General features: G+C 36.5%; 18 protein-coding genes. 10 read left to right on the forward strand and 8 right to left on the reverse strand.

Going from position 1 to position 23,842, the window contains the following annotated elements; genetic code table 11:
* On the forward strand, positions 1 to 929 hold a 929-nt coding region (locus H6F47_RS27350), incomplete at its 5' end, for a GUN4 domain-containing protein (protein ID WP_199291171.1).
* Positions 930 to 1,536: 607 nt separating this feature from the next.
* On the opposite strand, the gene H6F47_RS14295 is transcribed toward H6F47_RS27350, so the two are convergent.
* From H6F47_RS14295 to H6F47_RS14305, 3 genes are all read right to left on the reverse strand, one after another.
* Positions 1,537 to 2,223 (reverse strand): YHS domain-containing (seleno)protein, encoded by a 687-nt coding sequence (locus H6F47_RS14295; protein ID WP_347239085.1) that lies wholly within the window; start codon positions 2,221 to 2,223, stop codon positions 1,537 to 1,539.
* 40 nt (positions 2,224 to 2,263) lie between these two features.
* Positions 2,264 to 2,713 (reverse strand): hypothetical protein, encoded by a 450-nt coding sequence (locus tag H6F47_RS14300; RefSeq protein ID WP_190649681.1) that lies wholly within the window; start codon positions 2,711 to 2,713, stop codon positions 2,264 to 2,266.
* Positions 2,714 to 2,790: 77 nt separating this feature from the next.
* Positions 2,791 to 4,848, reverse strand: a complete 2,058-nt coding sequence (locus tag H6F47_RS14305) for an FHA domain-containing protein (RefSeq protein ID WP_190649683.1) — start codon at positions 4,846 to 4,848, stop codon at positions 2,791 to 2,793.
* Positions 4,849 to 5,109: 261 nt separating this feature from the next.
* On the opposite strand from H6F47_RS14305, the gene H6F47_RS14310 reads away from it, so the two are divergent.
* The 6 genes from H6F47_RS14310 (at position 5,110) to H6F47_RS14335 (ending at position 13,689) form a co-directional block, all read left to right on the forward strand.
* Positions 5,110 to 7,323, forward strand: a complete 2,214-nt coding sequence (locus tag H6F47_RS14310; RefSeq protein ID WP_190649685.1) for a CHASE2 domain-containing protein — start codon at positions 5,110 to 5,112, stop codon at positions 7,321 to 7,323.
* Positions 7,324 to 7,827: 504 nt separating this feature from the next.
* On the forward strand, positions 7,828 to 9,225 hold the full coding sequence (locus H6F47_RS14315) for an ammonium transporter (RefSeq protein WP_137666693.1): 1,398 nt from the start codon (positions 7,828 to 7,830) through the stop codon (positions 9,223 to 9,225).
* 296 nt (positions 9,226 to 9,521) lie between these two features.
* Positions 9,522 to 10,352: an SGNH/GDSL hydrolase family protein gene (locus H6F47_RS14320; RefSeq protein WP_347237740.1), complete on the forward strand. Its 831-nt coding sequence runs from the start codon at positions 9,522 to 9,524 to the stop codon at positions 10,350 to 10,352.
* Between the two features lie 10 nt (positions 10,353 to 10,362).
* Positions 10,363 to 10,560 (forward strand): transposase, encoded by a 198-nt coding sequence (locus H6F47_RS14325; protein WP_236104002.1) that lies wholly within the window; start codon positions 10,363 to 10,365, stop codon positions 10,558 to 10,560.
* 186 nt (positions 10,561 to 10,746) lie between these two features.
* Positions 10,747 to 11,946 (forward strand): 4-hydroxy-3-methylbut-2-enyl diphosphate reductase, encoded by a 1,200-nt coding sequence (locus H6F47_RS14330; protein WP_137666691.1) that lies wholly within the window; start codon positions 10,747 to 10,749, stop codon positions 11,944 to 11,946.
* Between the two features lie 945 nt (positions 11,947 to 12,891).
* Positions 12,892 to 13,689, forward strand: a complete 798-nt coding sequence (locus tag H6F47_RS14335; RefSeq protein WP_190649686.1) for a Tab2/Atab2 family RNA-binding protein — start codon at positions 12,892 to 12,894, stop codon at positions 13,687 to 13,689.
* A gap of 53 nt (positions 13,690 to 13,742) precedes the next feature.
* Here the strand turns inward: H6F47_RS14335 and H6F47_RS14340 are convergent, their stop codons facing one another.
* Positions 13,743 to 14,546 carry an SDR family oxidoreductase gene (locus tag H6F47_RS14340; RefSeq protein WP_137666686.1) on the reverse strand — a complete coding sequence of 268 codons (804 nt, stop codon included), beginning with the start codon at positions 14,544 to 14,546 and terminating at the stop codon, positions 13,743 to 13,745.
* A 205-nt stretch (positions 14,547 to 14,751) separates the two neighbouring features.
* On the opposite strand from H6F47_RS14340, the gene H6F47_RS14345 reads away from it, so the two are divergent.
* Positions 14,752 to 15,624 carry a bile acid:sodium symporter family protein gene (locus H6F47_RS14345; RefSeq protein WP_190649688.1) on the forward strand — a complete coding sequence of 291 codons (873 nt, stop codon included), beginning with the start codon at positions 14,752 to 14,754 and terminating at the stop codon, positions 15,622 to 15,624.
* Between the two features lie 64 nt (positions 15,625 to 15,688).
* Here the strand turns inward: H6F47_RS14345 and H6F47_RS14350 are convergent, their stop codons facing one another.
* Together H6F47_RS14350 and H6F47_RS14355 are read right to left on the reverse strand one after the other, a co-directional pair.
* Positions 15,689 to 18,124, reverse strand: coding sequence for an exonuclease domain-containing protein (locus H6F47_RS14350; RefSeq protein WP_190649690.1), 2,436 nt, complete (start codon positions 18,122 to 18,124; stop codon positions 15,689 to 15,691).
* 245 nt (positions 18,125 to 18,369) lie between these two features.
* Positions 18,370 to 20,490, reverse strand: a complete 2,121-nt coding sequence (locus H6F47_RS14355; protein WP_190649692.1) for an amylo-alpha-1,6-glucosidase — start codon at positions 20,488 to 20,490, stop codon at positions 18,370 to 18,372.
* Between the two features lie 229 nt (positions 20,491 to 20,719).
* Between H6F47_RS14355 and H6F47_RS14360 the strand changes: the two genes are divergently transcribed.
* Positions 20,720 to 21,322, forward strand: coding sequence for a peroxiredoxin (locus H6F47_RS14360; protein ID WP_137666683.1), 603 nt, complete (start codon positions 20,720 to 20,722; stop codon positions 21,320 to 21,322).
* A gap of 133 nt (positions 21,323 to 21,455) precedes the next feature.
* Complete coding sequence (locus H6F47_RS14365) at positions 21,456 to 22,013, forward strand: redoxin domain-containing protein (RefSeq protein WP_190347731.1); 558 nt, start codon at positions 21,456 to 21,458, stop codon at positions 22,011 to 22,013.
* Positions 22,014 to 22,017: 4 nt separating this feature from the next.
* Here the strand turns inward: H6F47_RS14365 and H6F47_RS14370 are convergent, their stop codons facing one another.
* Entirely contained in the window at positions 22,018 to 23,007 is a 990-nt protein-coding gene (locus H6F47_RS14370; RefSeq protein ID WP_096572139.1) for a DnaJ C-terminal domain-containing protein, read from the reverse strand.
* 309 nt (positions 23,008 to 23,316) lie between these two features.
* Complete coding sequence (locus tag H6F47_RS14375; RefSeq protein WP_137666681.1) at positions 23,317 to 23,772, reverse strand: AAA family ATPase; 456 nt, start codon at positions 23,770 to 23,772, stop codon at positions 23,317 to 23,319.
* Positions 23,773 to 23,842 lie beyond the last annotated feature (70 nt).

Consider the following 23,842-nt stretch of genomic DNA (forward strand, 5'->3'; position numbering starts at 1 on the left):
AAAACAAAGCTCAAATTGTGGGAAAATTAGATTTAGCTTTAGTTAGATTTACCAGTTCCCAAAATTATCCCGTTGCTAAAATTGCTGATTCTCGGACAGTTGAAGAAGGTGCAACGGTATATAACTCTGGATTTCCTATTCCTTCTAACACAAATAGTCAACAGCGAAATTACTTCTTTTTAACATCCCAAATTACAGCTAGAGGAACGGGAGAAAATCTGGGATATGATTTATTTTTAAGTGCAAGTCCAAGACCGGGGATGAGTGGGGGACCAATATTAAACGACCAGGGAGAAGTAATTGGTATTTATGGTAAGGCTGAATTTGGCAGAAGTGAAGGCGGGTTAGCAAGAGATGGGGTTCAGGGAATACCCACGGAAAAATTCCCCAATTTAATTAGTAATATTCAAAATAATATTCCAGATAACACCCAAGCTAATACCCCTCGTAATAATCCTAGTCTTACAAATGAACCTACACCTGTTATATTTCAAAAATTAGAAGCATTATTAAAAGCAGGAAAATGGCGAGATGCAGATTTAGAAACTTGGAACTTGATGCTAAAGTTAACTAAACGAGAAAGGGAAGGATGGTTAAGAATTGAAGATGTGAAAAATTTTCCCAGACAGGAATTGCGGAAAATGGATCAATTATGGGTAAAATATAGCAATGGCAAATTTGGCTTTTCTGTACAAAAGCAAATTTGGCTGGAGTTGGGTGGTAAGTTAGATGGAGAACCTGATTTCGATACTTATAGAAAGTTGGGCGATCGCGTTGGTTGGAGAAAAAATGGTGATTGGCTCAGTTACGATAGTTACACCTTTAGTACAAATGCACCAACAGGACACCTGCCGGGTGGTGGGGGGGATGGGGTTTCAGGTTTGGGGGGTGTTGCGGAGTATTTCTCTTCTCTAGACTATAACCCATAAGCGTTATACAAGATTATAAGTATTTCTTATCAAGAAGTAAATAACCGATTTATTAGGCTTTGGGGATTTCATTACCTGTTAGGCAGTTGGTGTAGTATACCTGTAGTAAATTTGTGGGTTGGTATGAGTAAAAAACCTAACATAAACGTCAGGTTGCGCTGTTGCTTAACCCGACCTACAAAACATAGATAAAGTATTACCTGATACAGAAATATAGCGGTATGCACTTGAATGAGATACAGAATTTACCTAAAAAACTATACACTCTCATGACTTTCAACTCTGTTCCCTATTCCCTGTTCCCTGCTATAGCAGAAGCTTAAATTACCCTTTCCTAATGATCAGATTTTAAGACCCCAACATATATAATATACCCAATAGATATCTCCAGAAAAGACATTATGGAACTTATTTATGGGGGCAGGTCGAAGCTTATGGAATATATAGATGTCTGATTTTTCCGTTAAATTATCGCCCATAAGCTTCGCCCCTACAACTTATGACAAATTAATACATTATTAATACATTATATTTTGGAGAGGTCTAATATACCCAGAACCCCGACTTCTTTAAGAAGTCGGGGATCTAAAGTAGGACTAAATACTCATTAACGACGAATTTTTTTGGCTATACCAGGCCAATTTTGATCACCTTTTTGAATATTTCCAGGAATGTCTTTTTCCCAGCGTTTTTGAGTGTCTAAATTAACATTTAAGTACAGCTTACCGTTGACAATTTTCCAGGCATTAGGATCAATAGGTGCAGTATATCCTCTACTGACAGCCCAAGCACAAAATCCTCCATATTGAGGAGCGTATTTTTCAGGATTTTTAATAAATAAATCGCGGTTTTCGGCTGTGGAAAATCGCCAATTTACATCCTGCCATTTGTGGGTAAAATTACTATTACCTGGAATTGCCTTTGCTTGTTGAAAATAAGCAACGGCATCAAAACCTTTTAAAACAAAAGAGTCTTGGACATTGAACACTTTACTAGCGAGTTTTAAAGGGGCATTAGCGGGGATATTTTGCCCTTGAATAGCATTTGGATCAAAATTACTATTATCAGTAGGTTTAAGGCTGGAAGTTAGGGTTGCGTTGGTAGAATCAGAACTACAACCTGAAGCTAATCCTACTATGAATATTGAAGATGTGATGAAGGCGAGAAAGTGTTGGTGATTCATAGAAATGTTTATTTTTCTAGCGAAATATAAAACTCCTTGTAGGGACAATTCATGAATTGTTTCTACATGAATTGTTTCTACATGAATTGTTTCTACATGAATTGTTACCACAAGTCTAATAGAAAGATGGAAAAGTGGCAAGAATTAATTTCTAAGAAATTCTCGGCCATTTACCTATCCATTCGCCACCGCGAAAACGCCACCGGGGAAATAATAACCGCATGACTACCCAAGCAGATAAGTAAACTGCTAACCACACTAAACCATAATGTGAAATAAATCTGGTTAGGTGAAATTCGGTTTTAGGAATATGAGGTAAACCGATATTGGCAATTATTAAACCTAGAAATACCCCTTCTATAACTCCTGCATAAAGTTGAAATATTCCCGGCCAGTCATGGTCCCAGAGATATTTTTGCAGAAAATCGTATAGGATATCCCAAGCTATGCCAAATAAACCTACATAAAACACAACCCAAAAGTAAACTAAGTTGGAAGCAATGCCTAAATATCCTTGATAAAAAAGCAGGGAAACTAACATTCCCACTGTTGCTAATAAAAAAATTCGCGTTTGCCAGCGTCCGAATAAAGTTGGAGTCATAATGTTGTTAGAAGTGTGGTTAAAGTGTGGTTAGAAGTGTTGTTAGAAATAATGTAAATTAAGGTTTTTGAAAGCAATTAAGGCTTTTGATTCAATGCCCATTTTAACCATTGCCAAAGGGAATAAATTCCTTGAATATAGCGGACTCCTGGAGCTTTTACAGCCGCCAAAGCCTCGATAGAACGATGGGCAGCATATTGTAGTCCTAAAAATGTGTCTACGGGGGCGTAGGGACCGCCTAAGGTGATAATTCCTGCCCCATATATGCGAGAACGATTATTTCGCAGTTTTTTGATTTCAAAGTTGTTTTCTACATGAAAACGTCCTTCTGGGTTAAAATCTAGGTCGTAATGCAGTATTAGGTCTTTTAAAAATGGACTTTCTAAAGGGTTAGAAACTAATCCTGTACAGTCAATCACAAAATCAGCAATTAGGGTTTTTGGACCTTTGGCAGTGTTTATATGAGTAACAACTTGACCTTGGGAATTACGTTCTAGTTTGCTGACTTCAGCATGACGAATTTCATACCATCTGTTGGCTATTCCTTGACGAACAATGTCGCGCCATTTTTTGCGACTAGCTGTGGTTGTTCCCCCCCAAGCCTGTAATAATTCCCGTCGTCTTAACGGGTCAGCGGCTTCTAGCATTGTTCGCATATCACCGCCCCAAGTTCCTTTTGGCCAGTTAAAAGGTTGAAATTCCCAGTCATTTTCTACGTAGCGTTTAGCTTGCTCAAATTGATTACCTTTGCGCGGTTCTCGGTTTAAATGAATTACTTGAATATGTTTCATTTTTCGGGCTTCATAGAGTCTTTCTAATATTTGTGAGGCGACAATTCCTGACCCTCGAAGGATAATAGTACCGCCTTTTTTTTCTAATTGTTGGTAAATATGATCATGGGGTTCATAACCTTGAACTACAGTTCTCTTATTTCCTGTTTCTTGGGGATATTGTTGACGATATTTTTCCAGGTCTGGTAATAGTTTAATTGCGGGATAACCTGTGCAGAGATGGACGTATTTAGCTAATAAAAATTGGTGATTTCCGTCTTCTTCATCAGAAGTGGAATATGCAATACAATAACGCCCGTCTTCTGTTTGTCGTAGACTGCGAATACTGCCATATTCTAACATTTTACCCCAACCAATGCGATCGCCTTCCCTATCCATAGACTCAAATACATCTTTACCGCGAGGGGTGTAAGTATCTGCATAAACAGGTTCGGCGAAAACTTGCCACAAAAATCCTAAAGCTGCACCAACTTGTCCAGAAAAGAAGGATCTCCAAGCATCTCTTAAAGCATATCCTGGCCACCCCCAAATATTATCAGGACAGGAATCTGAACCAGAACGAATCCTTTTATATCGGGGAATTTGACAGTTTCTCAGTAGGCTTTCATAGCGTTTATAAGGTTTGTCTTGAACACTCAAAACTTTAATATTTTCTGGTTTAACTCCCGCAATTCTCAACATATCCACCCAAACAAAACTGCCCATTCCTCCCCCACAGGCTACATATTCTGTTTCTCTGACTGAAACACCACTCCGACGAATAGCTTCTAAGGAAACTTTTTCTGCATTCCAAAAGTTGAGATTATAGGGAAAACCCGCGGGTTGACTAGGTAGAGCGTTAGGAGTTTGCTGTTCTAAAGCATCTGTATAAGGATTAAAGATGATAGTTGATGGAGAATCTGTTGATTTCTGCACCCTAGATGCAGGAATAATCTCAGATTGGGGGTTAAAAATTGTGGACGTATTTTCAAATACAGACGTACTTTCAAATACAATGGTAGCATCGTCATCGCTCTGGAGGATAACGGTAATAGTGTAATTACTTATTCCCAGTATATCCCCACTTTTTAACGTCCGACGTTCTTTAAGTAGTTTTTGACCGTTGATTCTAGTACCATTGGTACTTTTGTCTTCTAAATAAACCTGATTGTTTTCTAAGGTAATTTGAGCATGAAACTGAGAAATTTCTCTATTAGAGTCTAATAAAACTACAGGAGCAACGGTTTCACCATTGATAACCGCAGGAAGTTGGGTCATTTTTCGTCCGATAGCTACTGGCAGGTTAAAAACCTGTTCTTCTGGCTCCTGTGTCAGTTTATTTTCGGAAATCAGTTTGATTTGCATGGTTTCAATTTTAGCTTTTAGAACTTGATATCATATTACACATCTTGTGAAAATTATGGTAGGGACAATTCATAAATTGTCTCTAGAACAGGTTTCAAGTTATACAGATTTAATGACTACAAGAGGTCTATTGATAATACAAAAGTTCTGATCTCAAATCAGCCACAGTATTGAAAGTTGAAGGAAGCAAATTCTGACGTAGAATGTATAATCTACCCGGTCTTAGCCCGGAGAGTGTCAACAAACTAGGTTATTTCCACAGTGATTAATGAAATTTTAGTAAAAATCCGTGCTGTTCTCCTGCAAGATCAACGTTCACCTTTAACTTTTAGTGTCCCTAATTTCCTATCAATTATTCTGTTTAGTAGTCTAGTAGTGACAAGTTTAATATGGGTAATAAGTGAACTTAAATGGTTACAAAATAGTGAGTTAAGCATTTATGATCAGATGTTGCGTTCGCGCCCTCCAGAACCTCCTGATAACAGAATTTTATTAGTGACAATTACTCAAGAGGATCTGAACAGGGAAAAATGGCCTTTATCCGATCAAACTATTAATAAATTACTAAAAAAATTAGAGTCTTATCAACCCCGTGTCATTGGGTTAAATATTTATCGCCATGAACAAAAAAATTTAGCTGCTAATCTCAAAAAGCAAAATCAAATTATTGCCACTTGTTTATTAAGTAATATTGACAGATCAGAAGTTGCCCCACCTGCCAATTTTCCTATAGATAACATCGGTTTTGATGATGTAGTGACCGATAACGCAGTTGATCAAGTTATCCGTCGTGGTTTATTATTTGTTGATTATACAACAGAAGATCATCAATGTAAAACTAGATTTTCCTTTGCTGCTTTATTAGCTATTATTTATTTAGAAAAACAAGGTATTGAATATAGCTTTACTGAAAAACAAGAATTACAAATAGGTAAAACTATATTTTCCCGCTTATATAAAGACGCAGGTAATTATCAAGATACAGATGACGATGGCTATCAAATTTTATTAAATTACCGTCACCCGAATCACCTAGCCCAACAAGTTACTCTCACACAAGTTCTCACAGATCAAGTTAACCCCAATTGGGTAAAAGATCGCTTAGTAATTATTGGAACTACTGCCGCTAGTGTACATCCTGGTTACTATACACCTTATAGCAATTTATCAGACCAACCAGCGAGAATGCCTCGTGTTTTTATTCATGCCCAAATAGCCAGCCAAATTATTAGTGCAGTTCTCGATAATAGACCTATAATATATTACTTTCCAGATACTTATGAATGGTTATGGATTTGGATTTGTTCTATTGTAGGTGCTATTGTAGCAAGGCAATGGCGACATCCTTTACTATTAATAATAGTAGAATTTTTTATTATTGTTAGTATTGTAGGAATTGCGGCTGGTTTGTATTTGCAAGCAATATGGATACCTTTATTTACTCCTTCTTTAGCTTTAGTTATTACTAGTGTTGCTGTCATGGGTTACACGACTTATCAAACTCAAAAACAAAATCAAGCTATTCTGCTGCAAGTTGAAAAACAACAAGAAGCTATTGCTCAAATCAGCTTAATATTGGATCAATCGACACAACTGCCATCGGATTTTAACAACTTTGATTTTTCAGAAATATCAACATTCAAAACTGATGATTTACTTTTAGCAGGGCGTTATAAAATCTTAAATACCCTTGCTTCTGGTGGTTTTGGATGTACTTATTTAGCAGAAGATACACAACAAAAAGGTAATCCTATTTGTGTAGTTAAACAATTAATGCCCGCCCGTAGAGATACAAGATTTATGGACGTTGCCCGTAGATTATTTAATACGGAAGCGGAAATTTTAGCAGTAGTGGGAAAACATGATCAAATTCCTAAATTGTTTGCTTCTTTTGAAGAGAATAAAGAATTTTATTTAGTTCAAGAATATATTATTGGACATACTTTAAGTGAAGAACTACCCCCAGAAACAGGTGTTAAAAGTGAAGCTTATGTTGTAGATATGTTGAAAGAAATTTTAGAAATTTTATCATTTATCCATCAACACCGTGTAATTCATCGGGATATTAAACCTACAAATATTATCAGACGTACTCAAGATAATCGCTTGGTGTTAATAGATTTTGGTGCTGTCAAATTAATTCAACCACGAATAGAAGGAGAAACGGAATTAGCTACTGTTGCTATCGGCACAAGAGGTTATTCACCACCAGAACAATTTGCCGGTCATCCCCGCTTATGTAGTGATATTTATGCTTTAGGTATGATTGGTATTCAAGCTATTACAGGTATACCTCCCCAAGAACTACCAGCAAATCCCGAAACTGGTAATATTATGTGGCGAAACAGAATTAATGTTAGCGATGAATTAGCAAGGATTTTAGATAAAATGGTTTGTTATCATTTTGGCGATCGCTATCAGTCTGCTACCGCAGTTATTCAAGATTTGAAGTCATTAATAATTCGTAATTCGTAATTCGTAATTCGTAATTGGCAGCATCCCAAATGCGTAAATTTATTTTTATCTATGGAAATAATACGCCCCAAGACTTAATATGATTGAACCGCAAAGGGCGCAAAGGACACAAAGGTAAGAAAGTTTAAGAGATTTTTAGTGTTGCTGTGGTTATTTTTTGAAAATTGGGATGCTGCCTCGTAATTTGTAATATGAATTACTACTTTGTATATAGTAGAAGTTATTATCGATACTTTTGCTTGTGTAAATCTTGTCTAAGTCTTATATATATATATATAAATATATAATGCAAATTTTTACATTAAACTATGCAAATAATACATAAATAAATTTCTATGTTTACGATTAGAAACTATTACGATTAGAAACTATAATGAATATTATTTTTTTGTTAAGGTTCTCCCAAAAGGAAATTTGAGTAACTTTCAAAACATAAATGGTATCAAAAATCACGTTATTACAATAAATAATGTGAAGTAATTCGGTGCATAGGAACAAAAACAAGTGTTGAAGAAATTTGTGATGATTGGGGTTTTAACCCTATGTTTGTTAGTATTCCCACTCATGGGTAATGCCTTAGCCCAAGGAACAAATACACCAACTGCTCCTGATACTGGAGATACGGCATTTGTGCTGATCTCATCGGCACTGGTATTGTTGATGACACCTGGATTAGCATTTTTTTATGGTGGGTTTGTGCGATCGCGCAATATCCTCAACACCTTAATGATGAGTTTTGTGTTGATGGCCATTGTCGGAGTCACCTGGGTTTTGTGGGGTTATAGTTTGTCCTTTGCTCCTGGTTTACCCTTCATCGGTGGCTTACAGTGGTTAGGGTTAAACGGTGTCGGTTTAGAAACAAGCGGATATTTGCAAGGTTCAGCCCCGGAAGAAATAGTTTCTTATGCGGGAACAATACCCCATCAAGCATACATGATTTATCAAGCCATGTTTGCAATTATTACTCCAGCCTTAATTTCTGGGGCGATCGCCGAACGGATGAGTTTCCGCGCTTATTGCTTATTTGTGCTATTGTGGTCAACCTTTATCTACACACCCCTAGCGCATGCGGTCTGGGCAAAAGGTGGATTTTTGGGCTTATACGGTGGTTTAGGCGCTCTTGACTTTGCTGGTGGTACAGTAGTGCATATTAGTTCAGGAGTTTCTGCACTGGTAGCAGCCACAGTTCTCGGACCTCGGAAAAACCACCCAGATCGTCTGAGTCCACCCCATAACGTCCCCTTCATTTTATTAGGTGCTGGCTTACTTTGGTTTGGCTGGTTTGGCTTTAACGCTGGTAGCGCCTTATCTGCGGGTAGTATTGCCACAGTAGCCTTTGTTGCTACCAACACCTCAGCCGCCGCTGGTGCGTTAATGTGGCTAATTTTAGAAGCAACCCTGAGAGGAAAACCCACCGCCGTAGGTGCTGCTACAGGTGCAGTAGCAGGTTTAGTTGGTATTACTCCCGCCGCAGGATTTGTCACACCCTTAGCAGCAATATTAATAGGTTCTATTACTTCTCTTGTTTGCTTTTATGCTGTAAGCTTCAAGCACAAATTGAATGTAGATGATGCCTTAGACACCTATCCTGTACATGGTGTGGGTGGAACATTAGGAGCAATTTTAACCGCCATCTTTGCTAGTACCGAAGTCAACCCAGGCGGGAAAGATGGGCTATTACGTGGTAATTTTGGGGAAATATTTGTAGAATTGGCAGCGATCGCCATAGCTTATATCATCGCGGCTGCTGGTACATGGATCATCCTCAAATTTATTGATGCTACCATTGGTCTGCGTGTAAAAGAGGAAGCAGAAAACCAAGGTTTAGATATCCACGAACACGGAGAAGAAGGTTATAACTCCGAGTTTGGCGATCGCATTAACGTTTATAGTGATAGGTGATAGGTGATAGGTGATAGGTGACTGGTGACTGGTGACTGGTGACTGGTGACTGGGCTATTAATCTTCCCCATCTCCCCATCATTCTACCTCCCCTGTTTACTCAACAATTGGTTATTTTTTATTTGCAAGTCCGTGAGATCCCCAGCTTCTTCAAGAATTTGGGGACTTTATCATTTAAGATTCAAAGGCCAAATTACTAAATTTTTGTAAACTTGATGTAAATTGAACTTACTCGGCATTAACTGACCACAGAATAAATTTTCAAGGTTTAATTTTGAATTTTTAATTTTTTAATCGTGTCCACTTCCGCAAAACCATTTCCAATCTGGGGATTTTTCTTACTGGTGACAAATGGTATCCTGATGTTAGCCATCATTTTACTGATTTGGCGACAGCAGAAATTGACCACCGCCTTTGCAACTAGCACTCCCCCACAACCAGTCAACCTCAACCCTCAAAACCAAGCTTTCATACCAGAGTTAGGACCACGTCATAAACTAAATTACCAACAATGGCTAAAAATTCTTAAACAAGAAGCCAAAGTAGCAGCCGAAAAACCGCCAGAAAAATTAACCATATTAGCTGGAGACTCTTTAAGTTTATGGTTTCCACCTGATTTATTGCCAGAAGGCAAAAATTGGTTAAATCAGGGAATTTCTGGTGAAACTAGCGAAGGATTATTAAAAAGATTAGAGTTATTTGACCGTACCAAACCAGAAGTCATTTTAATCATGATTGGCATTAATGACATGATTCGCGGCGTAGGTGATGAAGAAATTTTAGCCAATCAAAAACAAATCATCCGTTATCTACGGAAAAAACACCCCAAAGCCAAAATTGTTCTACAGTCGATTTTGCCACATGGGGGAGAAGAAGCAACTTGGGAAGGACGGGAAAAACTATTAGCTATTCCTAACAGTCGTATTCGCAAGTTAAATGAGGAACTAGAAAAAATAGCGAATCAACAAAAAATTAAATATGTTAACTTACATCCCTTGTTCACTGACAAGCAAGGTGATCTGCGTCGAGAACTTAGCACCGACGGTTTACACCTCAATTCCCAAGGTTACACAGTCTGGCGCACTGCATTGCAGATTTACAATGAACAGGGAATAGGGAACAGGTGACAGGTGACAGGTGACAGAAAAGAAATCATCACTGTCATTATCTCAAAGAGTGTTTAAATGTGATAACTGTGGCTTTGAGATTGACAGAGATTTAAACGCTGCGATTAATTTAAAACAAGAAGCGGTCAGATTGATCGTGTTAGCCTGTGAACTAGATAGTGCCGACACTTCTAGGGTTAAACAGGAAGAAAAAGCCAACTTTTGTTAGCATTAGTTAGCTTTTTTGTATCGGACAATATTAGCTTTTGCCTATTGCCTATTGCCTATTGCCTATTGCCTATTCCCTATTCCCTATTGCCTTCTTTCCCAGTCCCCAATCACCAATCACCACATTAACTGAATTGTGTCTTGGCAAGAGAAAATAAGAAATATTGATTTTAGCAGACAACACAAAATGGATACCAAAGCTTTTAAACGTAGCCTCCAACATTCAGAAAATTACAATCGGAAAGGATTTGGACATAAAGCAGAAGTGTCCACTCAGTTGCAGTCTGAGTATGAAAGTAGCTTAATTCAAGAGATACGCGATCGCAACTACATCCTTCAAAGAGGTAATGTTACTATCCGACTAGCACAAGCATTTGGATTTTGCTGGGGTGTAGAACGTGCCGTAGCAATGGCCTATGAAACTCGTCAGCACTTCCCCACAGAACGCATCTGGATCACCAACGAAATAATTCACAATCCTTCTGTGAACCAACGGATGCAAGAAATGGAAGTCCAATTTATTCCTGTTGAAGCTAATAAAAAGGACTTTTCTGTTGTCGATCAAGGTGATGTAGTCATTCTGCCCGCCTTTGGTGCCAGCGTCCAAGAAATGCAAATTTTACATGATAAAGGTTGCCAAATTGTTGATACAACTTGTCCTTGGGTTTCCAAAGTTTGGAACACAGTTGAAAAACACAAAAAAGGCGAATTTACCTCAATTATTCACGGTAAATACAAACACGAAGAAACCGTTGCTACCAGTTCCTTTGCAGGTAAATATCTGATTGTTTTGAATTTACAAGAAGCCGAATATGTGGCTAACTATATCCTCAATGGTGGCAACCGTGAGGAATTTTTAACCAAGTTTGCTAAAGCTTGTTCTGCTGGATTTGATCCTGACAAAGATTTAGAAAAAGTGGGTATTGCTAACCAAACAACCATGCTCAAAGGTGACACCGAAAAAATTGGTAAACTCTTTGAGAAAACCATGATGCAGAAATATGGACCCGCTGCATTAAATCAACATTTCCAAAGTTTCAACACCATCTGCGACGCTACCCAAGAAAGACAAGATGCCATGTTGGAATTAGTCGAACACAATTTAGATTTAATAGTAGTAATTGGTGGATTTAATTCCTCGAATACTACACAATTACAACAGATAGCTTTTGACCGCAATATTCCTTCCTATCACATTGATAGCGTTGAGCGTATTCTCTCAGCTAACGCCATCGAACATCGGCAATTAACTGGAGAATTGACAATAGCAGAAAACTGGCTACCGGAAGGAGAAATAGTTGTTGGTGTCACCTCTGGAGCTTCTACACCTGATAAAGTTGTAGAAGATATCATTGAGAAAATTTTTGCTTTAAAAGCAAACTGGTAAGTAGATCAACATAATTAAACATAAAATGTTGAAAAGCTAGATACCCGACTTTTGACAGAAGTCGGGTATCTGGATATTACGCTAGTTTCCAATTACCAATCACCGATCATCAATCACCAGCTATTTGGCATTTTGGCAATCATCCACTAAAGTAACCTGATATATTACAGAAATTACCAAGATGTTTTTCATTATTATACCTTGGACGGGTTAAAACCCGTCTCTTTTGTCATTGTAATATTTGCCATTTTGGCAGAAACTGAAAAATTAATTGTGCTATATTGATCAAAATTGCAGAGATTAATCTATGAATCAAACAATTTACACGGTTTAAATTACCGTTTTTATTGTTGATGTCATTGACAATCCTGACAACCTATTGAATGTTATTTCTACTATTTTTTTTATATTCCAAGGTGTATTGCCACTTTCAAGCTATTAGTGCGGACGGGATAACCCCCGTCCTTTTTTATTTGGGGTAATAACTGAATTTTTGGCAACCGGATCATCTATTATCAGTTTTTCGCATATTTGCATACATCCTCTGGGAAGATGCAGCCACAAAACCAGACAGGTTAAATTACTTTGGGATGTTGTTATGCACTGGATTTATAGCGAGGTTTGGTTAACCACCAAACCTTTTTTGTGTGTCAACATTAAGACCCACATTCCGCACTTCAAAAAGTAGTATGATTTAACTACAGTGACGGTCAATTAAAACTGATGATTTTAACAATTACGTATCAAGTACAAAGGGGATATCTATCATTTAATACTCATAGGAATAGGAAAAATTAACCAACTTATATCTAAAGTATTAAAATATCTAAAGTATTAAAAACCAATGACTGATGATTACTCTCCTGCTTACCGATGGGAAATTTTCCACTACACCCCGTTTTATGGTAAAAATTAAATTGACAACAAAAAACATCAATATTAATCATGAGTCTAATTTGGCAAGTTGATTTTTATCGCAGTCCCCAAAAAGATACAGCAGGACAGATATTATGGGATTTATTGATTTGTGATCCAAGTCGTAACTTTGAATATATCGCTACCTGTCCCCAGTCACAAGCAAATTCAAATTGGTTAACAGAACATTTTAAACTAGCAGCTAAGGAAAAATTACCTGATATTATTCAAGTTTTTCGTCCTCAAGCTTTAAGTTTAATTACAGCAGCAGCGAATAATTTAGAAATTGAAATTGAAGCTACCCGTCGCACTCAAGCGTTAAAACAATGGTTGCAAGAAAAGCAATATTCCTTAGTTATTGATAAACCACCACCAACACCATTACCAGAAAATCTCTGGGGTGAAGAATGGCGTTTTGCAAATATTCAAGCTGGTGATATTATTGATGAATTTGCAGATCGTCCGATTCCTGTTTTACAAATACCAGAATTTCTACAACCAATTAATTTAGGTTTAGCTTCAACTGTTCCTATTCCCGGTGTGATAATTTATGGTGGTAGACAATCTCTGCGTTTTGCAAGATGGTTACAAGAAACTAACCCTGTGAGTTTAAATTATATTCCTGGTTCACCTGATGGGTTAATTTTAGAAGCAGGTTTAGCAGATAGATGGATTTTAGCAACTTTTGAAGATGCAGAAGTTACAGCAGCAGCAAAAGTTTATGAACAACGCAAACAATTAAGTAAAGGTTTGCATTTTTTATTGGTACAACCTGATGATTCAGGGATGACTTTTAGCGGTTTTTGGTTGTTAAAAGAGGAACAGTAAAATTATTTGTAATGCAAGTCAATATTCTGACTCCTGACTCCTAAATTCTGAAATTATTTCCTCAATTCGTGCATACTTCTGACAATTTTGGTAACTATATTTCTAGGTGCAAATCTCACGGATCTAGCTAATATTTGATTTCTAATTCCGGGAATAGCAATAGTTTTATTTGCCATTAAACTATCATAACCAATTTTAGCCACACTTTCAGTTGTCATCATCCTATTAACATGAGAAATTTTTGATTCTTCCATTGCTGCGGATTTTTGAAATTTGGATGCAGTAGGACCAGGACAAAGTGCGGTGACAGTGACACCTGTACCTTCTAATTCATTAGCGATCGCCTCTGAAAATGATAACACATAAGCTTTACTAGCAAAATAAACCGCCATCAAAGGACCAGGTTGAAATGCAGCAACAGAAGCAACATTTAATATCTTCCCATGTCCTTGACTAATCATATCCTTGAGGAATAATTTAGTTAAATGGGTGAGACTGACAATGTTAATTTGTAACAATTTCAGTTCTTGTGTCAGGTCAGTTTCGCTAAATACTCCATAAGTACCAATTCCAGCATTATTCACTAATACATCAATCTTAATTCCTGCTGTTTGTAACTCGTTAAATATTTCCTCTGGAGATGTAGATATAGATAAATCCTTAACTAATATTTTTACAGAGATACCCAATCTATTAATAAAATCATCAGCAATTGTTATTAACTTTTCTGCATCTTTATCTATCAACACCAAATTGTAACTATGTCTAGCAAAAATATAAGCTAATTGATAGCCAATTCCGTGTGCTGACCCTGTAACAAGTACATTTTTTTGTCGAGATTTATGTTGATTTTCCATTTGATTTAATAATTAATTTTACTTTTGTTTATGCGAATTACCATTAAAATAACATTATGCAAAATGAAGTTTGTAACAATTACATTAACTTTATTAGTTATCAATTTGAAAATCTGTATTTTTTGATTCATTATTGATTGACAAATGTTTATAAAACATGAAATACTAATTATTGTTTTCATTAATTGTTTAATTAAATACAGATATGCAAGCAAGTTTTTTAAGTGCAGTTGTTCTACCTCTATCCTTAGCGATCATTATGTTAGGGATGGGATTATCTCTTGTCCCTGAAGATTTCCAACGAGTAACAAAATATCCCAAAGCAGTCGCTATTGGTTTGTTCAGTCAATTAATTTTGTTACCTATTATTGGTTTTATCATTGCTAAAGTTGTACCGATGCAACCTGTAATTGCAATGGGGTTAATGATAGTTGCATTGTGTCCAGGGGGAGTATCATCAAATATTATTACCTTTCTTGCTAAAGGTGATGTTGCACTTTCTGTCACTCTCACTGCTTTTAGTAGTTTAATTACAGTGTTTACAATTCCCATTTTTGGCAACCTTGCATATCAACATTTTATAGGTGAAAGTGCTACCATTGCTTTACCTATTTTACCGACAATCTTACAAATTTTTATCATGACTATTGTTCCTATTTCTATGGGAATGATAGTGAGAAAATTGTTTCCTCAATTTGCAATTTCTTTGGAAAAAGTAACCAACCGTCTTGCAGGAGGATTATTAGCTTTAATTATTCTTTTGTTAGTTATTCGTGAGTGGGAAAAACTACCTGGTTTTATTGTTCAAGTCGGTGTTGCTGTTGTTTTGTTGAATACTATTTCTATGTTTTTGGGGTTTTATGTGAGCAAACTTTTAAATCTAAAACCTGCTCAACAAATCTGTATAGCGATTGAAGTCGGGCTACAAAATGGTACACTGGCTATAGCTATTACTGCGGGGATTCTGAATAATCCTGATATGGCCATACCGGCAGCAGTTTACGCTTTATATATGTATGTTACAGGTCTTCTGGCTATTTTGTATGGGAGAAAGTTAGCTGAAATTCAATCTGCATAATTTATCATCGTTGGGGTTAAACAACATATTGCTTCCCCACCGAATCGGTATTTTATTCAGTTTTCTAACTTAATGGTTCTGTAAAACCAAACTTGTTAAAAATCCAATGATACCATTCTTGATGAGTGGTAATAAAGGTTAGTGCTGTTTCTAAGTCAACATCTAAATCTTTGTTATAAATACTAACAATTAAATCATATATTAAATCAAATAAAATTCTATCTTGTCTATTGAATAAAATAAACTTCCCATTGGTACTATTTTCTAGTTGTTTAATTCTTTCTCTCCCCACTTTACCCGTAATTTCTTCTTGACGTTCATCTCTGATTAAAATAAACTGGGAATTAGGATTATTAATAACTAATTGATTAAAATTACTAATGCGAGTAGTAAAGGAAGTACCACTAACTTCTAAAAATGCCATTACATGATATTTAGTTCCTCTTTCTATCACAATATGTTCTGGTAATACCTTTTTACCAAAACGATATTGTGTTAATTTGAATGACTGAATGTGAGTTAAAGCTTCAGCAATATTCCTCAATTTACCCATATCATCACTATCACTAATAATAATTGCGTTATGATATTTATTTTCTAATTCTGTACGACGTTGTTTGAGATATTCAATTACTGGATTTTCAGAACTGCTAGAATTGACATTTTCACTCGGTGAATATTTTGCTAAATTTGATAATTTATCCTGTAAGGTGCTAAAATCAGCAGTCTTAGATAATTGAGTACCTTGAATTAATTGGTTTAAAACTTCTATGATTGTATTTTGCTGTTGTTGTAAAAATTTTAATTGTTGTTCTATTTTTTCATTTTGATCTAATTCTCTAATTGCTTTTCTCTCATCTGGTAAAGGAATATTGTTCACCCTCAAATCATAGTATTTAGCAGCACGGTTTAAAGCAGCACGAATGGGTGTTTTACTTAAAATATCTTCCAAATCTTCAGACGTAAATAACTGTTCTAAGGAAATATCTAAAGTTTGCATTTTTACTTTGAGAATAGCTTTAATTTCTCCTTCGGTCAGTTGACGCAAAGCAATTTGATATTGCGATATTCTCCCAATAATAGATTGATCAAATGTTGTTTGCAACTTTTCCCATCTATCAGGAAATAAGTTCAAAATAATTAAACTATTGGGAACATGAGTAAAAATCTCTTTTATTGCTTCCCCAAAATTCCATAAAATATCTTGGTTGTGAGGAAGTCCTAAACCTTCTAATTGATCAAAAATAATAATTAGCGGTTCATCTAAAGTGGATAATTTACCTAACACGGAAATTGCTTCTAAAGAAAATGCTTCTTTACTAATTTCCTCTCCCCAATTTGGTAAATCCACCTTTTCTGCTTCTTCATCAGTTAACATATTTCCTGCTAACCAACGAGTGCTAATATTTCTGTAGTTATAATCTGTATAACTGCAATATTTTACCATTCCTTTAATGATAGATAAAGCAAAACTTCCTGCTGCGTAATTATTCATCCACCATTCATTAATAGTCTTTTCTATATATTGCCAATATTCCCGTTTACGTTGAGTATTGTCTTTACCTAAAGCATTGATGTCATGATCTTCTAAATCATATAAAGCTTTTAAAATATCTATGTCTTTTTGTTTGACTTCTCTATCAGATAAACTAACTATTTTTCTAAAGGTGTTAATCATTAAAGAATCTAATTGATTTAAATTTCCTACCTTTTCAACCAAAGATTCTAAAATTCTACTGTAGATATGATAAAGTATAGATTGAAAATTATTAGGTTGCCGAATAAATAATAATCGGTTGCTTGTTAATCTTTCATGGGTAAGTCGCATCATTAAATGAGTTTTCCCTGTTCCTGGTTCTCCAATAACAACAACTCCTTTACTTTGATGATTGGGATCTAATTTGATGTTATTTAATGCAGTTTGTAAAATCTGAAATTGTTGATGATAAGTATCAGGATAATCGGGATGATTTTGGAATGGTGTATCAACGCGACTACTACTAAATGGGTTAGGTTGTTTTTTCAGATTTTCTAACATGATTCTTTGATAAAGATGATAGGTAAATATGGCATCATAACGCGCACTATGCGCCATATCAGGATTAAAATATAGATGATTATGATCTTTTAAATTCAAATATTTACACAAATATTCTAAAGAATAACTTTCTAAATTTGGGAAACAGTCTTTAGCTAAAATCCAAGTACAATCAAACTTTAATTTATGTTGTAAGTTCTGCCAGGATAAACCAACTTGTTGGCAACTGTGTTTGAGGATTTCTATATCATGTTCTGCATAGTGACAGATGATTTTTTTATCTTCAACAATAGTCAAAAATTCTGTTAATAAAGTTTTCAAACTTTTGGTATTGAGAACATTTTGAAAGCCATGATAACTACCATCACAAAAACCTTCATAAATTACCACACCTTGACTATCAACTATCGCTAATTCCGTAAGATATGGCTTACCTTCAGTATCTAAAATAACGAAATCCATATTGATGAAACTCTGAGTATTGTTTTAACGCTTGTGATAATTACATCATAAGCTATAAAATACTCAGTAGGCAATTAAACAAATACAGTAAATTTCATTTTAGTTATGTAAAATTTAAAACTCCCTTAGCGGGCAAGATGCCCGTACCACAAGAGTGTTATAATTTGTATCTATAACTTGATTAACCTAGAGTTTCCTATAAATCTTACTTTCTCTTTGCGCCTTTACGCCTTTGCGTGAGACAATCATTTATAATTTCTGATAACTTCAGCAACAGACCAAGCTTGAGCGATCGCACCTCTAGGAGTATGGGGTGCATCACCATCAAAAATTTCCGAAATTGAACCTAAACAACCATTAGATGAAAAATGATCTAACAACGGTTTCCAGTCAAAAGGTAAGGGTGTTTCAGGATAAAAACGCTCCCAAGCTCGAATATAAGCACCGATCAACCAAGTCCAAACCGTACCTTGATGATAAGCGCGATCGCGTTTTTGCGGACTTCCTTCACATTTTCCCTGATATTCTGGATCACTAGGATCAAGACTGCGTAAACCATAGGGAGTTAATAACCGCGAAGTTGCTAAGTCTAAAACTTTTTGTCCTTGCTGTTGGGAAAAAGCACAATGATGTAAAGATAAAGCTAAAATAGCATTGGGGCGAATTTGGGAATTACGACTATCCTCTAAATCAATGAGATCATATAAATAACCTAACTGGGGATGCCAAAATTTTTGTAAGGATATTTTTACCAGTTCTGCTTGTTGTTGATAACGTTGTTTTTGATTGATTAAACGACTAGAATGATCTATATATTCATGACTTAAATGTTCTGACCATTTACTTAACCAACATAAAGCAGAATACCATAAAGCATTAATTTCCACTGCTTTACCGCAACGTGGTGTTACAGGTATTCCTTCTACCAGTGCATCCATCCAAGTTAACGCTACATCTTGAGCATCCCAAGACACTAAACCATCAATAGCATCAACTTGAATATTATAACGAGTACCGCTAACAAAAGCTTTATGAATTTGCTGCACAATAGGAAATTGTTCTAACAAAAATTGCCAATCTTGAGTAGTTTCTAAATAAAGTCCTAAAATTTCAATCCACCATAAAGCAGCATCAATACTATTATAAAATGGTTCGTTATCTACATCAGGAAAAGTATTCGGTATGAGTCCATGACGACAGTAACTCCCAAAGGTTTTTAACAGTCCTTTAGCAATTTCAAAACGTCCTGTTACTAATGTTAATCCTGGTAAAGCAATTAATGTATCTCTTCCCCAATCATTAAACCAATGATATCCTGCAATTACCGTAGGACTGGCTATGGAATCACGATAAACTATAAATTGATCACTGGCTTTGAGTAGTTGTTTTTGAATAGGTGATAGGTGACAGGTAACAGGTGACAGTAAAGAAGAAAGTGTTAAGGAAGAATTTTCACCCCATTTTCCCGTCTCCTCATTTCCCCACCCAAAAATCTGCGCTATTCTTGCTTGTTCTGTTACTACTGCTTCTGTAAAACTATCAGGTGAAAAATTTTCTTGGGAGTCGGGGAAACCTACTTTAGCTTCTAGGGTGACTGTATCTCCTGGTTGCAAGTTTACGGTTAAATAACCAGGACTATATAAATCTTGGCGATCGCCTAATCCTCTTTTTGTTTCTGCTGGTAAACTATAATTCCAATACCATAACCCATCTACTTGATATTTTCCCTGGGTCCATCGTAAATGCCAAGGTGTACCAAAGTTACCACAAAAGTTATCCCAGTTATTCATTTGTAAACACAGTATATTTTGATGGAGTAATTGGGAAAACTGGATTTTTTTGTTACCTATTTGTTGATGGTGAAAATTGCGATCGCCTATAAACAACCTTAACCTTAAAATCCCTTCCTCTTTCCCCTCATACCGATATTCAATCAAAACTCTTTGATTATTGCTACAGACCTTTACCCTATCCCCTTCTAGTCCCCATTCCCCAGCGATGCACTGAGCTTGTCGAAGTGTCCCCAGTCCCCAATTTGGCATTACCAAACGCCTAGATAACTGCCAATTATCCCCACTCCAAACCCATTTGGGAACTGGGTTATGATCAAACTGTTGTAAAAATTTATATCCTGTTGGTTCAATTTTACCCGTACCCCAAAGATTTGTTCCCAGTTCTATAACTTTTCCTGGGATTTCTAAACTTGCTTCTAAATGGGAAAGTAGTAATTTTCTGCCTGAAGGTGGATTTGTAGCCGCAAATAACCAACCATGATAAGTCCGTGTATGCACATCCGCATCTGTACCACTGGCAAAACCACCTAAGCCATTAGTTAGTAACCATTCTCTTGTATCTAAATCAAACATTGGCTTTTAAATTGGTAGCGGGTAATGGGTAGTTGGTAATTGGTAATGGGTCATTGGTAAAAACTCTTAACTATCAACTATCAACTATCAACTGTTCTCAAAATCGTAATGACTATGATATAGTCGTAACAGATTGTAACTAAACTGTGATGAGCGTGGAGGAATGGTTGATCTAACCCAGATACCCACGCCAAAAAATGGATATAAAACTCAAGGAGAACTAGGTTAAATGTCACTCAATAATGGATGTCTTCGTGTTGGTCAACAGGCTCCCGATTTTACAGCAACAGCTGTAGCAGATCAAGAATTTAAGACCATCAAACTTTCTGACTATCGCGGCAAGTATGTAGTCCTGTTTTTCTACCCCTTAGACTTTACCTTTGTTTGCCCCACCGAGATCACAGCATTCAGCGATCGCTACGAAGAATTCAAGAATCTTAATACAGAAATCTTAGGTGTTTCTGTAGATAGTGAATTTTCTCACCTCGCTTGGATTCAAACAGATCGTAAATCTGGGGGTGTTGGTGACTTAAATTATCCCCTAGTTTCCGACATCAAGAAAGAAATTAGCGCAGACTATAACGTTCTCGATCCAGCAGCTGGTATTGCTTTGCGTGGTTTGTTTATCATTGATAAAGATGGTGTAATTCAACATTCTACCATTAATAACTTAGCATTTGGTCGCAGTGTAGATGAAACATTGCGTACATTACAGGCTATTCAGCACGTTCAATCTCACCCAGACGAAGTTTGTCCTGCTGGTTGGCAACCCGGAGAAAAAACAATGGTTCCCGATCCTGTGAAGTCTAAAGTTTACTTCGCAGCAGTGTAGGTGATTGGTGATTGGTGATTGGTGATTGGTGATTGGTGATTGGTGATTGGGAAAATATTACCTATTACCTATTACCTATTACCCATTACCCATTCTTAATTTTTAACTTTTAACTTTTAACTTTTAATTATTTATGTTGACATCTACAGATTTTACAGGTTTATTGAACGAGCGATTTTTCCGCAATTTGTTACCCAAACCAGCACTCGATGATTTAAGATTGGGAATATTAACACCTGACTTTAAATTAACAGATGTTACCAATAATCGCACAATCAAATTATCAGATTATCGTGGTCAACAGCCTGTTATTTTAGCATTTACAAGAATTTTTACAGAAAAACAATATTGTCCTTTTTGTTATCCTCATATTAAAGCATTAAATGAAAATTATGAGGAATTTACAAAACGGGGTATAGAAATTTTAATGATCACCAGCACAGATAAACACCAAAGTCAAGCAGTAGTAAGAGACTTAGGATTAAAAATGCCCTTATTAATAAATCCTAGTTGTCATATTTTTAGAACATATCACACAGGGCAAGCATTAGGAGCGCCCTTACCAGCGCAGTTTGTATTAGATAAAGATGGGAAATTAAGTTACAGACATCTATTTTCTTTTTTAGAACATAATGCCAGTATCGAGAAATTACTAACACAATTTAATGATAGGAGTCATTCTGACTCCTAACTCCTTACAACTTCACCTGTGCTAAATGACTGCGGGGGTTGTAGGTACGAATAGAGCGGAGTTTTTCATAATATTCTCGCTCCTGTGGGGTGAGGTCTTTGGGGGGTGCGATCGCCACTTTCACAAATTGATCACCGCGTCCACCTTTAGCCAAAGGCCAACCCTTACCACGTAACCGCAGAGACTGACCAGAACGCACCCCTGCTGGTAACTTAACATTCACACTACCATCAGGAGTAGGAACATCAATAGAAGCACCTAAAGCAGCTTCATCAGGAGTTATCGGTACTTCACAAAGAAGATGATCACCTTCAAATTGGAAAAAAGAATGGGGTTGCAGTTCCACCTTTAAATATAAATCTCCCCGTTGTTGAGTGCTATGGTTAACTTGACCTTTACCCCGCACCCGCAACCGAGTACCGGTTTTTGCACCTGCGGGAATACGAACATCTATAGTTTCATTACCTAGACTAAACCGTTTTTGCACTCCTGCGAATCCTTCAGCAAAAGTGAGACTAATCGTATATTCACTATCTTGGGCAGCAGCACCGCCCATATCTTGAAAACCAAAATCATTAAAACCGCCAAAACCTGTACCTGGTTTACCTGTAGAGGTACGATAGGAATAACTTTGTTTGTTGGTGCGTGGTCCTGCACCACCAAATAAATCATTAATGAAATCATTAAAACTGCCGTATTGACCAAAGTCAAAACCGCTCATATCTACCCCTGATCCACCAGGGAAACCACCTTCTCCTACCTGCCGCCAATATTGACCGTATTGATCATATTTTTTGCGTTTATCAGGGTCAGAGAGAACTTCGTAAGCTTCGTTAACTTCTTTAAATTTTGCTTCTGCTTGTTTATTACCGGGGTTAACGTCGGGATGGTATTTGCGGGCTAATTTACGAAAAGCTTGTTTAATTTCTTCTGGAGTGGCAGTTTTAGTAATTCCTAAAATTGAGTAATAGTCTTTAAAATCGGTTGCAGCCATCTACCAGCCTCCTGTAAAAATTTAGGTAAAGTTAAGTTATGTTTTTTTCTAAGATGTTGAGATTTACTGTTTGCCTGGTCTAATGCCCGGAAACAGGATGATGATCCTAAATTAGCAAAGAATAGCAAAAATCCAGTGTGGTTGTCGCTCATAGTGCCAGCGCAATTACCGTACTCTTGAGGAGGCAGGAGGAGAAAATTTTAGATTTTAGATTTTAGATTTTAGATTTTAGATTGGAGATGACAAAAATAATCCAAAATCCAAAATCCAAAATCCAAAATCCAAAATTGTATCACCAATCACCCCACCTTACTTATAAATTATGTCGTCTAGTCCTTCATCTAAGCTGGGGGGAGCATCCCAGAGTTGGCGGTGCATTCGCAAAATAACGTCTTCTGGAACTTGGCGATCGCGTTTTTTATTGCGTGTTAAACATAACCAAACGGGAGTTCTTACCCATATACCAGTAATGTGAGTAAAACCAGTGTGACGGGCTAATTCTATAACTTCCCGGCGATTTCTTCTTTGGGCGTTAGTAGCATCAAAAATGGTGGGTATATTGGCAATAGTGGCTTGTTGAAACTGTCTTTCAACTTCTTGCCAAATCAAAAACCAAGGACCTTGAGTGGCTTGAGAACCAAAAAGCTGCCCCCGGATAGCATCTGTAGAAATGAGTTGCATCTGAGGGCATTCTGTTAGTAATTGTGCAGCCAATGTTGATTTACCGCTACCAGGAAGACCAATTAGTAAAAGTAGTTTAGTCATTGGGAATAGGGGAGATGGGGAGATGGGGAGATGGGGAGATGGGGAGAAATTAAATTATTTGTATTTTCCC

This window comes from Sphaerospermopsis sp. FACHB-1094 (assembly GCF_014696195.1).
Taxonomy (GTDB): Bacteria; Cyanobacteriota; Cyanobacteriia; order Cyanobacteriales; family Nostocaceae; genus Sphaerospermopsis; species Sphaerospermopsis kisseleviana.